Source organism: Microbacterium sp. NPDC089320 (assembly GCF_040684875.1).
Lineage (GTDB): Bacteria > Actinomycetota > Actinomycetes > Actinomycetales > Microbacteriaceae > Microbacterium.
Genome location: NZ_JBFBGY010000003.1, coordinates 59,973 through 73,729, shown reverse-complemented (window position 1 = coordinate 73,729; position 13,757 = coordinate 59,973). Strand labels below are relative to the sequence as shown.

General features: G+C 67.9%; 14 protein-coding genes. 10 read left to right on the top strand and 4 right to left on the bottom strand.

All coding sequences use genetic code 11. The features are described from left to right. Positions 1-29 precede the first annotated feature (29 nt). Positions 30-1,322, bottom strand: a complete 1,293-nt coding sequence (xseA, locus tag AB0N61_RS08955; protein WP_363363298.1) for an exodeoxyribonuclease VII large subunit — start codon at positions 1,320-1,322, stop codon at positions 30-32. A gap of 54 nt (positions 1,323-1,376) precedes the next feature. On the opposite strand from xseA, the gene AB0N61_RS08950 reads away from it, so the two are divergent. The 3 genes from AB0N61_RS08950 (at position 1,377) to AB0N61_RS08940 (ending at position 4,068) form a co-directional block, all read left to right on the top strand. Beyond that, complete coding sequence (locus AB0N61_RS08950; RefSeq protein WP_363363296.1) at positions 1,377-2,456, top strand: 4-hydroxy-3-methylbut-2-enyl diphosphate reductase; 1,080 nt, start codon at positions 1,377-1,379, stop codon at positions 2,454-2,456. A gap of 2 nt (positions 2,457-2,458) precedes the next feature. After that, positions 2,459-3,250 (top strand): IclR family transcriptional regulator, encoded by a 792-nt coding sequence (locus AB0N61_RS08945; RefSeq protein ID WP_363363295.1) that lies wholly within the window; start codon positions 2,459-2,461, stop codon positions 3,248-3,250. Between the two features lie 278 nt (positions 3,251-3,528). Next, on the top strand, positions 3,529-4,068 hold the full coding sequence (locus tag AB0N61_RS08940) for a DUF6264 family protein (RefSeq protein WP_363363293.1): 540 nt from the start codon (positions 3,529-3,531) through the stop codon (positions 4,066-4,068). Positions 4,069-4,130: 62 nt separating this feature from the next. On the opposite strand, the gene fbaA is transcribed toward AB0N61_RS08940, so the two are convergent. After that, positions 4,131-5,159, bottom strand: a complete 1,029-nt coding sequence (gene fbaA / locus AB0N61_RS08935; RefSeq protein ID WP_363363291.1) for a class II fructose-bisphosphate aldolase — start codon at positions 5,157-5,159, stop codon at positions 4,131-4,133. Positions 5,160-5,342: 183 nt separating this feature from the next. Here fbaA and glpX point away from each other — a divergent pair, with 183 nt between their 5' ends. Both glpX and AB0N61_RS08925 read left to right on the top strand, forming a co-directional pair. Continuing rightward, on the top strand, positions 5,343-6,329 hold the full coding sequence (glpX, locus tag AB0N61_RS08930) for a class II fructose-bisphosphatase (protein WP_363363288.1): 987 nt from the start codon (positions 5,343-5,345) through the stop codon (positions 6,327-6,329). Positions 6,330-6,500: 171 nt separating this feature from the next. Beyond that, positions 6,501-6,797, top strand: a complete 297-nt coding sequence (locus AB0N61_RS08925; protein ID WP_167946523.1) for a hypothetical protein — start codon at positions 6,501-6,503, stop codon at positions 6,795-6,797. A gap of 2 nt (positions 6,798-6,799) precedes the next feature. Here the strand turns inward: AB0N61_RS08925 and AB0N61_RS08920 are convergent, their stop codons facing one another. Continuing rightward, positions 6,800-8,164: a DNA recombination protein RmuC gene (locus AB0N61_RS08920; protein ID WP_363364218.1), complete on the bottom strand. Its 1,365-nt coding sequence runs from the start codon at positions 8,162-8,164 to the stop codon at positions 6,800-6,802. A 44-nt stretch (positions 8,165-8,208) separates the two neighbouring features. Further along, positions 8,209-8,802: an exonuclease domain-containing protein gene (locus AB0N61_RS08915; protein ID WP_167946527.1), complete on the bottom strand. Its 594-nt coding sequence runs from the start codon at positions 8,800-8,802 to the stop codon at positions 8,209-8,211. A 59-nt stretch (positions 8,803-8,861) separates the two neighbouring features. On the opposite strand from AB0N61_RS08915, the gene AB0N61_RS08910 reads away from it, so the two are divergent. The 5 genes from AB0N61_RS08910 (at position 8,862) to AB0N61_RS08890 (ending at position 13,757) form a co-directional block, all read left to right on the top strand. Next, positions 8,862-9,611: a class I SAM-dependent methyltransferase gene (locus tag AB0N61_RS08910; protein WP_363363285.1), complete on the top strand. Its 750-nt coding sequence runs from the start codon at positions 8,862-8,864 to the stop codon at positions 9,609-9,611. Between the two features lie 50 nt (positions 9,612-9,661). After that, positions 9,662-10,735, top strand: coding sequence for a redox-regulated ATPase YchF (gene ychF / locus AB0N61_RS08905; RefSeq protein WP_363363283.1), 1,074 nt, complete (start codon positions 9,662-9,664; stop codon positions 10,733-10,735). A gap of 135 nt (positions 10,736-10,870) precedes the next feature. After that, positions 10,871-11,434 (top strand): alpha/beta hydrolase, encoded by a 564-nt coding sequence (locus tag AB0N61_RS08900; RefSeq protein WP_167946533.1) that lies wholly within the window; start codon positions 10,871-10,873, stop codon positions 11,432-11,434. Between the two features lie 5 nt (positions 11,435-11,439). Then, on the top strand, positions 11,440-11,976 hold the full coding sequence (locus AB0N61_RS08895; protein ID WP_363363281.1) for an isochorismatase family protein: 537 nt from the start codon (positions 11,440-11,442) through the stop codon (positions 11,974-11,976). A gap of 116 nt (positions 11,977-12,092) precedes the next feature. Then, a complete protein-coding gene (locus tag AB0N61_RS08890) occupies positions 12,093-13,757 on the top strand; it encodes an ABC-F family ATP-binding cassette domain-containing protein (RefSeq protein WP_363363279.1) in 1,665 nt (554 codons plus the stop codon).

Here is a 13,757-nt window from a genome sequence, read left to right as displayed (position 1 = left end):
CTCCATCCTACGCGGTGCCCACGACACGCTCATCCGGAGCGGGGTGCCGGTGACTCCGAGATCTCGCCTTCCGAACGGGCCGCGACGGAGCCACGGTCGACGGTGATGGTCAGGCTGCTGCCGGCGGGAGCATCGGCGGCGTCCCGAAGGATCACTCCGCCGTCGAGGTGAGCGATCGCATACCCGCGCGACAGCGTGGCGGCCGGCGAGAGCGCCCGCAGCGAGGCCCGCAGTTCGCTGGTCGCACGGGAGGCCGCATCGTGCTGACGGGTGATCGCGTCGCGCCCGCGTGAGAGCAGCAGCCACACTTCCTGAGAACGCGATTCGATGATCGGGTCGGGGGAGCGCAGCGAGGGGCGTGAGCGCAGCTGCTCGAGCTGCGCGATGTCGTGCGACAGGCGCTGCGTCAGGCGAGTCGTGGCCCGGGAGCGCAGCTGCGCGATCAGCGCCCGCTGCTCGCTGACGTCGGGCACGACGCGCTTCGCCGCATCCGTCGGAGTCGAGGCCCGCAGGTCGGCCACGTCGTCGAGCAGCGGGTGATCGTTCTCGTGGCCGATCGCGCTGACGATGGGAGTGGATGCCGCCGCCACTGCTCGGATGAGACGCTCGTCGCTGAACCCGAGGAGCGTCTGCGGATCGCCGCCGCCTCGGGCGATGACGATCACGTCGACATCGGGGTCGGCGTCCAGGCGGGCCAGCGCCGCGAGGGTCTCGGGCACGCACCGGTCGCCCTGGACCGCCGCGTAGTCCGTGCGGAAGCGCACCTGGGGCCAGCGCAGCTCCGCGTTGCGGTGCACATCCTTCTCGGCATCGGACTTCTCGCCCGTGATCAGACCGATCACATGAGGGAGGAAGGGGAGGCGCTTCTTGCGGGAGGCGTCGAACAGGCCCTCCTGGCGCAGCTGCAGGCGCAGCTTCTCGAGCTTCTCGAGCTGGTCGCCCAGGCCGACGTGCTTCATCGCCGAGACCGCGAAGCTGAAATCGCCGGCCTTCACGAAGTAGTCGGCTTTCACTGCGGCGACGACATGGTCGCCGACGGCCAGATCTCCGGGAATCCGCGGCCGCACGCTCGACCAGATGCGGATGGAGATCTGCGCGTCGGATCGGGTGTCCTTGAGTCGAGCGAAGATGTTCCCTCCGCGCACGTTCCAGGAGGTGATCTCACCCTCGACCCATACGGTGTTCCAGCGCGCCACGAAGTCGCGGATCGTGGCATTCAGACGCGCGACCGAGGTCGGTGCGTCTGCCGAGGAGTCGCGCGGGGCGACCGCATCCGCCGGCGGAGTTTCGCCGGGACGCGTCGACGCTTCGAAGACCGTCATTCGCTCAGTGCCTCTTCCCGCTCCTGCTCAGGTTCTCGACGGTAGAATTCAAGGGTGACCTCGACTGCCGTTCATCTGCCTCTGCCGCGCGTCCCCCGAGTACGTGGGGCGGCTGGGCGGCTTCAGGATAACCCGGTCGCCGGGAACAAGCGCGTTCTGCTCGCGGCTCCGCGCGGATACTGCGCCGGCGTCGACCGTGCCGTCGTCGCCGTCGAGAAGGCGCTCGAGCGCTACGGCGCACCGGTCTACGTGCGCAAGCAGATCGTGCACAACATCCACGTCGTGACCGAGCTCGAGCAGAAGGGTGCGATCTTCGTCGAGGAGGTCGACGAGGTTCCCGAGGGCGCTCATGTCGTCTTCAGCGCCCACGGCGTCTCGCCCGCCGTCGTCGAGGCGGCATCGGATCGAGGACTGCACGCGATCGACGCGACCTGCCCCCTCGTCACGAAGGTGCACCGCGAAGCCGTCCGATTCGCACGCGACGACTTCGAGATTTTGCTGATCGGCCACGAGGGGCACGAGGAGGTCGAGGGCACCGCGGGTGAGGCTCCCGAGCACGTGACCATCGTGAACTCGCCGGCCGAGGCCGACACCGTGCAGGTGAAGGACCCGTCGAAGGTCGTCTGGCTCTCGCAGACCACGCTCTCGGTCGACGAGACCATGGAGACGGTGAACCGACTGCGTGCCCGGTTCCCTGAGATGCACAATCCGCCCTCCGACGACATCTGCTACGCGACGCAGAACCGCCAGGTGGCCATCAAGAAGGTCGCGGCGAACGCCGACCTCGTGATCGTCGTCGGTTCGTCCAACTCGTCCAACTCGGTGCGCCTCGTCGAGGTGGCGCTCGAGTACGGCGCGAAGGCCGCCTACCGCGTGGACTACGCCGAAGAGGTCAAGCAGGAGTGGCTCGACGGTGTGGCCACCGTCGGCGTCACCAGCGGCGCCTCTGTGCCCGAGGTGCTCGTCCGCGAGGTCCTCGACGCGCTCGACGGAGCCGGGTACCGCGACGTCGAAGAGGTGAAGACGGCGGAGGAGGACCTCATGTTCTCGCTGCCCAAGGAGCTGCGTCAGGATGCCGCCGGTCAGCGCGACGCGCGTGCACTGGGAGGTCGTTCCTCCAGCGGGAACGCCTGACAGTGGCCGCCGCGGAGGCGGCGCCGACGCTGATCGGTTCGGTCCAGCGTGCGCTCCGCCTGGTCGACATCGTCGCCGACTCCCCGCGTCCTGTCGCGGTCAAGGCTCTCGCTCTCCGTACCGGCCTGACGCCGGGCACGACCTACAACCTCGTGCGGACGCTGGTCCACGAAGGCTACCTCGTGAGCGAGCCCGACGGCCTGGTCCTCGGGGAGAACTTCCCCGCATTCCGCATGCGGCCCGATGCCGGGGGCGTGTTTCTCGCCCATGTTCGAGCGGCGCTGCGTCAGACAGCGGATGTGGTGGGCGCCTCCGCGTACCTGTCCCGCTTTCAGGACGGTGAGGTGCGCCTCGTCGACATCGTCGACGCGGCTGCCGGCCCTCGGCTCGATCTGCGGGTCGGTCCGGACTCCAGCGCCCACGCCACAGCGCTCGGCAAGCAGATCCTCAGCGGCCTGACCCGTGAAGAGCGGGCCGACTATCTCTCGCGGCATCCGCTGGAGGAACTCACGTCTCGCACGATCCGTGACCGGCGGGCTCTGCTCGCGGAGCTCGACCACCCGCGAGGATTCGCCGTCGATCGCGAGGAGTACGCCGTCGGCACCACCTGCGTCGCCGTTCCGGTGATCGCCCCGAACGTCACAGCCTCGCTCGCCGTCTCGCTTCCCGTGGGGCATCCGTGCTTCGATCGCGGCCTCGTCGAGAAGCTGAAGCCGGTGGCGAGGCGGCTGTCGGTGCAGCTGGGGGCGGATGCTCTGGGAGGCGGGACCGCCCGTCTGGCGACGTCGGTCTGAGTCGACCGGAATGTCAGATCCGACGCGACTTCACTATCTGAAGAACTGCCTCTGGTGCTCGGGCACGCGCTTTCCTAACATGTGAGATGTAGTCGTCTGTGCAATCGGCGCTACTGGTGGTGGCACGTCCCCAGCGTTCCTCACACCCACTTGGATGACGAGCGTCCCCAGCGTTCCGAGTCCGCGGCCCCGAGGAGTCCCCACTCCTTCGGGGCCGCCGTTCTTTGTGCGACCGGACACTGGGAGCCGCCCAGATGCTCGGCGACTACCATGGCGGGATGACCGATCAGCGGCCCCAGTACGGCGAAATCGCGACCCTCGAAGAGCAGCGGAGGGCAGCAGGCCTTCCACCGCTGGGCGAGGCGCCGGCTGCGTTCGCGACCCCGACCGAGGGTCGCCCCGCTCAGAGTGCCGGAGCGCCGTCCGCATCGGCCGTCGCACGTCCGCGGCCCGTCGATCGGTTCGTGACGATCGCGCTGCTCGCCTATGGGTTGATCAACGTCGTGATGACGGGGCTGTCGTATCTCGACTTCTCCACGGCGATGAACCAGATGATGAGTGTTCTCGGCGTGGAGGGGGAGTTCACCAACTTCGCCGAGGGGAGGATCTGGGGCACCATCGCGGCGATCGTGCTCGCCATCGGCTGGTCGCTCACCGCTGTCCTGTCGATCCGTCGCCTGCGAGCCGGCAAGGTCTCGTGGTGGGTGCCGCTGGCGGGTGCCGCCGTCACGCTGCTCATCGCCTCCGTCTGCGCCGCGATCCCGCTGATGAACGACCCGGCATTCATCGACTTCGTCGCCAAGACGGCCGGACAGTGACTGCCTGATATGAAAGATGCCCCCGGCCGTCAGGCCGGGGGCATCGTCGTTCTCAGACTGGATCAGCTCTGGGACTGACCGTACGAGCCGAGCTGGCGCGTGGACTCGACGACGCGAGCGGCCATGGCCGTCTCCGCGATCTTGCCCCAGGCGCGCGGGTCGTACTGCTTCTTGTTGCCGACCTCGCCGTCGACCTTGAGGACGCCGTCGTAGTTCTTGAACATGTAGTCCGCGATCGCGCGCGTGTACGCGTACTGCGTGTCGGTGTCGATGTTCATCTTGATGACGCCGTTGGCCACCGCGAGGGCGATCTCCTCGTCGGTCGAGCCAGAGCCGCCGTGGAAGACGAGGTCGAGGGGCTTCGCGCCGGTGTTGTACTTCGCGGCGACCTGCTGCTGGATCTCGCCGAGGAGCTCGGGACGCAGCTTCACTCCGCCCGGCTTGTAGACGCCGTGGACGTTGCCGAACGTGAGGGCGGCGATGTAGCGGCCCTGCTCGCCGAGACCGAGAGCCTGCACGGCCTGGTCGACGTCGGCGAAGGTGGTGTACAGGGCATCGTTCGAGCCCTCATGCGCGACGCCGTCTTCCTCGCCGCCGACGACGCCGATCTCGACCTCGAGGATGGCGTTGATGTTCTTCATGCGGGGGAGGAGATCCTTCGCGATCTCGATGTTCTCGTCGAGGGGAACGGCAGAGCCATCCCACATGTGCGACTGGAAGATCGGGTTGCGACCTGCCTTGACCTCGTCCTCGGAGGCTGAGATCAGCGGCTCGACGAAGCCCGCGAGTGCATCCTTCGGGCAGTGATCGGTGTGCAGCGCGACGGTGATGGGGTAGTTCTTCGCGACTTCGGTCGCGAAGCGGGCGAAGGCGAGTGCGCCGGTCGCACGCGCCTTGACCGTGTGGCCCGCGAAGTAGTCGGCGCCACCGGTGGTGACCTGGATGATTCCGTCGGAACCCGCCTCGGTCAGGCCCTGGAGCACCGAGTTGATGGTCTGCGAGCTCGAGACGTTGAAAGCCGGGTACGCGAAGCCGCCGGCCTTCGCGCGGTCGAGCATGTCGGCGTACTGATCCGGGGTGGCGACGGGCATGAGAACTCCTGCGATTGTGGGAAGCCGGGACAGCAGTCACTCTATCGGGGCTGACTGCCGGATGCTGTCGGAGCCGGCCGGTCACCCCTGGCCTCCTGCTGCTGTGTTAAGAATGCGGATTCCTTCGTGGCTGGACGGCCGAAAACCGCCGCTTCACGTGACCATGCTGGCTAGGCTGACCGCATGGTTAGTCTTACAGCGGGTCTCAGCCCTCTTCGTCCCGACCGGAACCTCGCGATGGAGCTGGTGCGGGCCACTGAGGCAGCCGCCATCCGCGCTGTTCCCTTCATCGGTCGCGGTGCGAAGGAGGCGGCGGACGGCGCTGCCGTCGATGCGATGCGAGCCTTCCTCGGGACCGTGGCCTTCCAGGGCCGTGTCGTCATCGGAGAGGGAGAGAAGGACAACGCTCCGATGCTCTTCAACGGCGAGGAGGTCGGCACCGGCAGTGGGCCGGAATGCGACATCGCGGTCGACCCGATCGACGGCACGTCACTGACTGCGGCGGGACGCCAGAACGCGCTCTCCGTCATCGCGGTGTCGGATCGCGGGTCGATGCTCGACGCGTCGAGCGTCTTCTACATGGACAAGCTCGTGACGGGCCCCGCCGGCGTCGGCGTGGTCGACATCCGCCTGCCCATCGGGGAGAACATCCGCAAGCTCGCGGGGGCTCTCGAGAAGCCCGTGGACGAGATCGTCGTCTCGGTGTTGAACCGCCCGCGTCACGAGAAGCTGATCCAGGAGATCCGGGACGCCGGTGCAGGAACACGACTGATGAGCGACGGCGACGTCGCCGGTGGGATCAACGCTGCGCGTCACGCCGCTCGCACCGACATGTGCGTCGGCATCGGGGGCAGCCCCGAGGGGATCGTGACGGCGTGCGCGATCAAGGCGCTCGGCGGACACATCCAGGGTCGGCTCTGGCCCCGCGACGACGATGAGCGCCAGCGCGGCATCGACGCCGGCCTCGACATGGACAAGGTCTATGAGGCCGACGATCTGGTGCGCGGCGACAACACGATCTTCGTCGCCACCGGCGTCACGGACGGACAGCTCGTGGCTGGTGTCCGACGCGAGGGCGGGTACATCTACACCGAGAGCGTCGTGCTGCGCGGTGCCTCGGGAACCCTTCGCCGGATCAACTCGGAGCACCTCGTCTCGAAGTGGCTCTGAGCGCGGAATCCTGAGCTCCCGGATCCGCGCCGGTCGCTCATCGTTACCGACCCGGTACCGCCCTGTGCGGTGCCGAGCCGAGCTTTCTCGTGCGTTCGTGTGACAATTGACACTGGATTTGTCGCCGTCGACGGAGCCGCCAGGCACCGCAGGCACAGGAGGGCAAGACCGATGACAACGCAGCACACGAGTGGTTCCCACGCCGCGTCGACCAAGATCGTGACGACGCCCACCGGCCGGATCATGCGGATCAACGTCGACGAGGCCGGAGTGCCTCTCCCGACGGGCGTGCCAGCCGCACCCGTCGTCAAGACGACTGTCTCGGATCCCGCTCGACGCGCGGACGTGCTGTTCCGCAAGCGCCGCGATGAGGGTCATGAACTGAGCTCGTGGTGGATGATCGGCGCTTTCGTCGTGACCAGCGGCCTCGTCATCCTCCTGCTCAGCGGCGTCCCGGGCGTCGCCTGACCTCAGCGGCGGGTCTCCTCCGAATCGATCGGCAGGGATGCTGCATCCGAGTTCGCCGAGTCCGTGGCGATCACCCGGGCGCGGAGGTCTCCGACATCAGCCTGAATCGGCGCAACCGGCGCAGTGGATGCGTCGAAGGCATGGACGCCGGGTTCGGAGTCGTCCTCGTTCTCGTTCTCGCTCGCGTTCGCCGAGTCGCTCATGAGCTCGGCTGAGGTGAAGCGTCGAGTCTGCGCCGTGATCGCCGGCGGTGCGGAGTCGAGCGTCGACGCGCTGATTCCGGGGAACTGTCTGGCCGTCACGAGCACCCGACTCTCGAGCGAACCGGCGAATCTGTTGTAGCTGTCGACCGTGCGCTCGAGCGAGCGACGCAGATCATCCGCGTGACCGGCGAGCACGCCGAGTCGATCGTAGAGCTGGGTGCCGAGAGTCAAGAGCGTGCGCGCCTCGGTCGACACCTCCTGCTGCGTCCAGCTGTACGCGACGGTCTTGAGCACGGCCCACAGATTGACGGGCGACGCCAGCGCCACCTTCTGGGTGAAGGCGTAGTCCAGCAGCGTCGGGTCTTCGTCGATCGCCGAGGCGAGAAGCGATTCGCTCGGCAGGAAGCAGATGACGAACTCGGGACTCGCGTCGAGACCCGACCAGTACGCCTTCTTCGCGAGTGCGTCGACGTGAGCGCGAACGGCTCTGACGTGCTTCTGCATATGGGAGCGGCGCTGGGTCTCGTGCGCGTCTCCGATCGGCAGCGCTGACGCTTCGAGATAGGCGTCGAGCGGGACCTTGGCGTCGACCGCGATCGATGTGCCCCCGGCCAGACGGATCACCATGTCAGGGCGGCCCCGGCCTCTGTCCGACGAGATGGTGGACTGCAGGTCGAAGTCGACGTGACGGATCAGCCCCGCGGCTTCGACGACGCGCCGCAGCTGCGTCTCGCCCCAGACACCCCGTGTGGCGGTCGAGCGCAGAGCTCCCGCGAGGGATTCGGTCGTCGATCGCAGAGCCTCGTCGGACTCCTGGGCGCGCCGGAGCTGCTCGGCGAGGGATCCGAACTGCGCGTGCCGCTCCTGCTCGATCGCCGAGACCTTCTGCTGCATCTGCTGGAGGCTCTCGCGAACCGGAGCGAGAGCGGTGAGCACGGCGTTCTGCTGCTGCACCCGCTGCGCCTCGGCGCGCTGCTCGAGTCGCGCGTGCTCGACGGCATCCCGATACAGGTCGTACTGTCGGTCGCGATCGTCTCGAGCCGCGGCGAGCTCTGCCTCGGCGCGAGCGAGGTCTGCGGCTCCGCGTGATCCGCGGAGGAGCCATCCCACGGCGGCGCCGGCCGCGAGGGCGACCAGGAGGAGAACGAGGGTGAGAGCATCCATGCGCTCCATCATGCGCTCGGCCACGGACATTCGTCCGGTGCGACTCAGGCGACGGCGCGCTCCGGAGTGGCGGCGACCGGCTCGGTCACCCGCAGCGACAGCGCATCCGCCAGGGAGAAGACGTCGGACGCGCCGTTCCTGCGGGCGGCGTCGATGATGATGTGGGCGCAGGCCAGCGCGTCGGCCAGCGCGTCGTGGTGGGAGAAGCCCGTGAAGCCCGCGGCCTCGGCGGCCTTCGGGAGGCGGTAGGACTCGAGCTCGTAGGTCTTGCGCGCCACCTGCAGGCTGCACAGCGAGCGGTACGGCGGGCAGTCGCCCCCGGTGGCCTCCGACGCCCGGCGAAGCACGTTGAGATCGAAACCCGCGTTGTGCGCCACGAGCACGTCGGCGCCGGCGAAAGAGCACAGACGGTCGAACTGGTCTGCCCAGGTGGCTGCGTCGATCACGTCGCGGGCACGGATGCCGTGGATCTTCGTGTTCCACTCCTGGAACTCGTCGTGACCGGCGGGCGGGCGGATGAGCCATCCGGCGGTCGCGACGATCCGACCGTCACGCACCCGCACGAGGCCGACGGAGCACGCGGAGGCGGGGCTGGAATTCGCCGTCTCGAAGTCGATGGCGGTGAAGTCCAGTGGCACATGCCCACTCTCTCCCGGCATCCCAGGCGCTCCGGGATGACTCGCCGTAGGCTGGCGACATGAGCACCGACAGAGCGACATCCTTCGGCGTCGAGGCGGCGAACTACGAGGCTGGGCGACCGGACTATCCCTTCGAGGCCGTGTCGTGGATGCTCGAGTCGATGCCGCACGGCTCTCGTCGCATCGCCGATGTCGGAGCAGGCACCGGAAAGCTCACGCGTGTGCTCGCTCAGGCGCCCGATGCCGAGGTCGTCGCCGTGGATCCGGATGTCGCGATGCTCGCGACCCTACGGCAAAGCGTCCCCGGTGTTCCCACGTTCCAGGGAACAGCTGAGCGCATGCCGCTGCCCGACGCCAGCCTCGACGCCGTCGTGCTGGGTCAGGCGTGGCATTGGGTGGATCCCGCGGCGGCGTCCCTTGAGCTCGGACGCGTCGTCCGCACCGGGGGAGTGCTCGGCCTGATCTGGAACATCCGCGACGAGCGCACGGAATGGGTGCGGCGCCTCACCGACATCATGCACAGCAGCCCCGCGGAGAGAATGGTCAACGGACCAGGCTCCGACGGCCCCCGCATCGACGCGCCTTTCACCCGCATCGAGAAGCACCAGTGGGACTGGACTCGGGCGATGAGTCGGATGCAGCTGCACCAGATGGCGCTGTCGCGCAGCTATCTGATCACCGCCCCCGCCGACGAACGCGAGGAGATCATGCGTCAGATGGATGAGCTCTTCGACGAGCTCGGTCTCGTCGGGGAGTCGACCATCGATCTGCCCTACGTGACGCACGCCTTCCGCGCTGTGCGCGCCTGACACCGACATCCGCAGGGGTCGCGCATCCGCGACCGGTAGACTCGACCCCCGTGGCTCTCACTATCGGAATCGTCGGCCTGCCCAATGTCGGCAAGTCCACCCTCTTCAATGCTCTGACCAAGAACGACGTGCTCGCGGCGAACTACCCGTTCGCGACGATCGAGCCGAACGTCGGGGTGGTGAACCTGCCCGACCCTCGTCTCGACAAGCTCGCCGAGATGTTCGGCAGTGAGCGCATCCTCCCGGCCGCGGTGTCGTTCGTCGACATCGCTGGTATCGTGCGCGGCGCGAGCGAGGGTGAAGGCCTCGGCAACAAGTTCCTCGCGAACATCCGCGAGGCGGATGCCATCGCGCAGGTCGTCCGCGGTTTCGCCGACGACGACGTGGTGCACGTCGACGGGGCCGTCAACCCGGCATCCGACATGGAGACCATCAACGCCGAGCTGATGCTCGCCGACCTCGAGACGGTCGATCGGGCCATCGCGCGGTACGAGAAGGAAGTGCGCGGCAAGAAGATCGAGCCCGTCGTGCTCGAGACCGCGAACGCCGCGAAGGACGCGCTCGAGCGCGGTGTGCTGCTGTCGGTCGCCGGCATCGATCTGACGCCGATCCGCGAGCTCGGACTCCTCACGGCCAAGCCGGTCATCTTCGTCTTCAACGTCGACGAGGGCGTGCTCACGGACGACGCCCGCAAGGCGGAGCTGGCCGCGCTGGTCGCCCCGGCGAAAGCGATCTTCCTCGACGCCAAGATCGAGTCCGAGTTGATCGACCTCGACCCGGAGGACGCGGCAGAGCTGCTCGCGTCGACCGGGCAGGACGAGTCGGGTCTCGACCAGCTCGCCCGCATCGGCTTCGACACCCTGGGCTTGCAGACCTACCTCACTGCGGGCCCCAAGGAGGCCCGGGCGTGGACGATCCCCAAGGGATCCAAGGCGCCTCAGGCCGCCGGCGTCATCCACACCGACTTCGAGAAGGGCTTCATCAAGGCCGAGATCGTGTCGTTCGACGACCTCGTCGAGACCGGGTCGGTCGTCGAAGCCCGCGCTAAGGGCAAGGCCCGTCTCGAGGGCAAGGACTACGTCATGCAGGACGGCGACGTGGTGGAGTTCCGCTTCAACAACTGAGGTGGGACGATGTGGCGATGGTGCCGAAACGGCGTCGTCGCGACGGGCACCCGGCGCCGTGTGCGGAAGCACTGCGGAAGCGCTCGACTAATGTGGATGTCGATCCCTGACACTTGAACGAGGAGCCGCGCGCGCATGACCGACACCCAGATCTTCGAGCCCGAGGGCCGCGCCATCCCGTTCGTGGATGAGGGCGACGGCCCGGTGAAGCTCGTGCTGATCCAGGAGCAGGGGCTCGCTGCCGACGTTCTGGGCGTCGCCGCGCACTACCTCGCCGAGGAGGCGGGCTTCCACGTGCTGCGAATCGGCCACCGGGCAGGATCCGAGGCCACGCTCGACGAGCGCGTGGAGGACGTCGTCGCCGTGATCGACCATGTCGGCATCGAAGACACCTGGGTCGGCGGTCACGGTTTCGGAGGGACGATCGCTCGTGCGCTGGTCGCGGCTCACAGTGATCGCGCGAACGGCCTGCTGCTGCTCGGCGTCGAGGATGTCGACATCGACGTCGCTCCCGCGATCCCCGTGCTCATCGTGCAGGGAACCGAAGACACCGACACCCCCGCGGCGAACGCCGAGGCGCTGCAAGCGACGATGCCCGACCGTTCCAGCATCAAGACGATCGCCGGAGACCACCTCTTCCCGATGCATCACCCGATCGAGACCGGCGTGATCATCGAGGAATACCTGGACTGGGACTGACCGGGATGCCGTCGCCCGGTCGCACCGTCGTCGTAGCGATAGACATGCAGGCCGGCGTGATGCCCGGATGCTTCGACGAGCATGGGGTCCTCGCGCGTGCCGCGGCTCTCATCGAGCGCGCTCGAGACGGTGGGGTGCCCGTGGTCTGGGTGCATCACGACCCCGTCGGAGTCGGCACACCGGAGTGGGAGCTCGCCGCACCGCTGCGGCGCGACGAGGGGGAGCCCCTGGTGCGCAAGAGCTATCGCGACTCGTTCGCCGACACGACGCTGCGCGAGACTCTGGACCACCTCGGCGCGACGCGTCTGGTGATCACCGGCGCGCAGTCCGACTTCTGCGTGCGCACCACGACGCAGCGCGCGGCGGCGGAGGGCTACGACGTCACCCTCGTGAGCGACGCGCACACCACCGTCGACGCGCAGTGGGACGGCGTGCCGATCTCGGGCGAGCAGATCGTCGCGCACACGAACATGTACTTCTCGGGACTTCGGTACCCGGGGCAGGAGTTCGCGATCGGGACGCATGATCAGGTTGCGCTCTGACGGAAGGCGCGTCCTATCCTGATCTCGTGACCCGGTACGCCGCTGGGATGGCCTGACGGGCGCCGGGCATCGCGGCGGCGAGCATCGACCAGACGCGAGCCTGTCAGACTGGTCTGATGACCGCCACCCTCGTCGCCCAGAATCTGACCGGTGGCTACGGTCATCGCATCCTCTTCGAGGGCCTGGACCTGACCGTCGCTCCGGGCGACGTGATCGGCGTCGTGGGAGCGAACGGCGCAGGAAAGTCGACTCTGCTCCGGCTGCTTGCCGGGGTGGATGCGCCGATGGGCGGGTCGATCTCGCTCGCCCCCACTGACGCGTTCGTCGGCTGGCTGCCACAGGAGCACGAGCGCGTCGACGGCGAGACGGTCGCCGGATACATCGCACGCCGCACCGGCTGCGCGACCGCGACGAAGGACATGGATGCCGCGGCGGCGGCGCTCGGCGACCCGTCACTCGCACCGGCGGGCACTGACCCCGCCGACACGTACTCTGTGGCGCTGGATCGATGGCTCGCGAGCGGCGCCGCCGATCTCGAGGAGCGCATTCCTGTGGTGCTCGCGGATCTCGGACTCCCGAGTGCGAGTGGCGTCGCCGGAGACGCACTCATGACCGGGCTGTCGGGCGGTCAGGCGGCTCGCGTCGGACTCGCGGCGCTGTTGCTCTCGCGTTTCGACATCGTCTTCCTCGATGAGCCGACCAACGACCTCGACCTCGATGGGCTGGATCGCCTCGAGGCTTTCGTGGGCGGCCTTCGTGGCGGCGTCGTGCTCGTCAGCCATGACCGCGAGTTCCTGGCCCGCAGCGTCACCCGTGTGCTCGAACTCGACCTCGCGCAGAACTCGCATCGCATCTACGGAGGCGGGTATGACGCTTACATCGAGGAACGCGCCGTCGTGCGGCGGCACCTGCGCGAGAGGTACGACGAGTTCGCAGACAAGAAAGCCGACCTCGTGGCGCGGGCGCGCACGCAGCGTGAATGGTCGAGCCAGGGCGTTCGCAACGCGATGAAGAAGTCGCCGGACAACGACAAGATCAAGCGCAAGGCCTCGATGGAGTCGAGCGAGAAGCAGGCGCAGAAGGTGCGACAGATGGAGAGCCGGATCGCCAGACTCGAGGAAGTCGAGGAGCCGCGCAAGGAATGGCAGCTGGAGTTCTCGATCGGCTCGGCACCCCGATCGAGCACCGTGGTCTCGACCCTCAACGGCGCGGTGTTCGGGCAGGGCGCGTTCACCTTGGGGCCGCTCTCTCTGCAGGTCGACGTGGGCGACCGCATCGGGATCACCGGTCCGAACGGCGCCGGAAAATCGACGCTGCTCCGCGCTCTCCTCGGACGGCAGGCACCTGTTGAGGGTGTGGCCGCACTCGGAAGCAGCGTGCAGATCGGCGAGATCGACCAGGCGCGCTCGCTGCTGATCGGCGATTCGCCACTCGCAGACGCCTTCGAGGCTCTCGTGCCCGAGATGTCATCGGCCGAGGTCCGCACGCTGCTGGCGAAGTTCGGTCTGCGGGCGGACCATGTCACCCGCCCCGTCGGCGCTCTGTCGCCGGGCGAACGCACGCGAGCGGCGTTGGCGCTGCTGCAGGCACGCGGTGTCAACCTGCTTGTGCTCGATGAGCCGACCAACCACCTCGACCTTCCGGCGATCGAACAGCTCGAGCAGGCGTTGGACTCCTACACCGGAACTCTGCTGCTGGTCACGCACGACCGACGGATGCTGGAAGCCGTGCAGACGAACCGGCGCTGGGCCGTCGAGAGCGGACTGGTGACCGAACGCTGA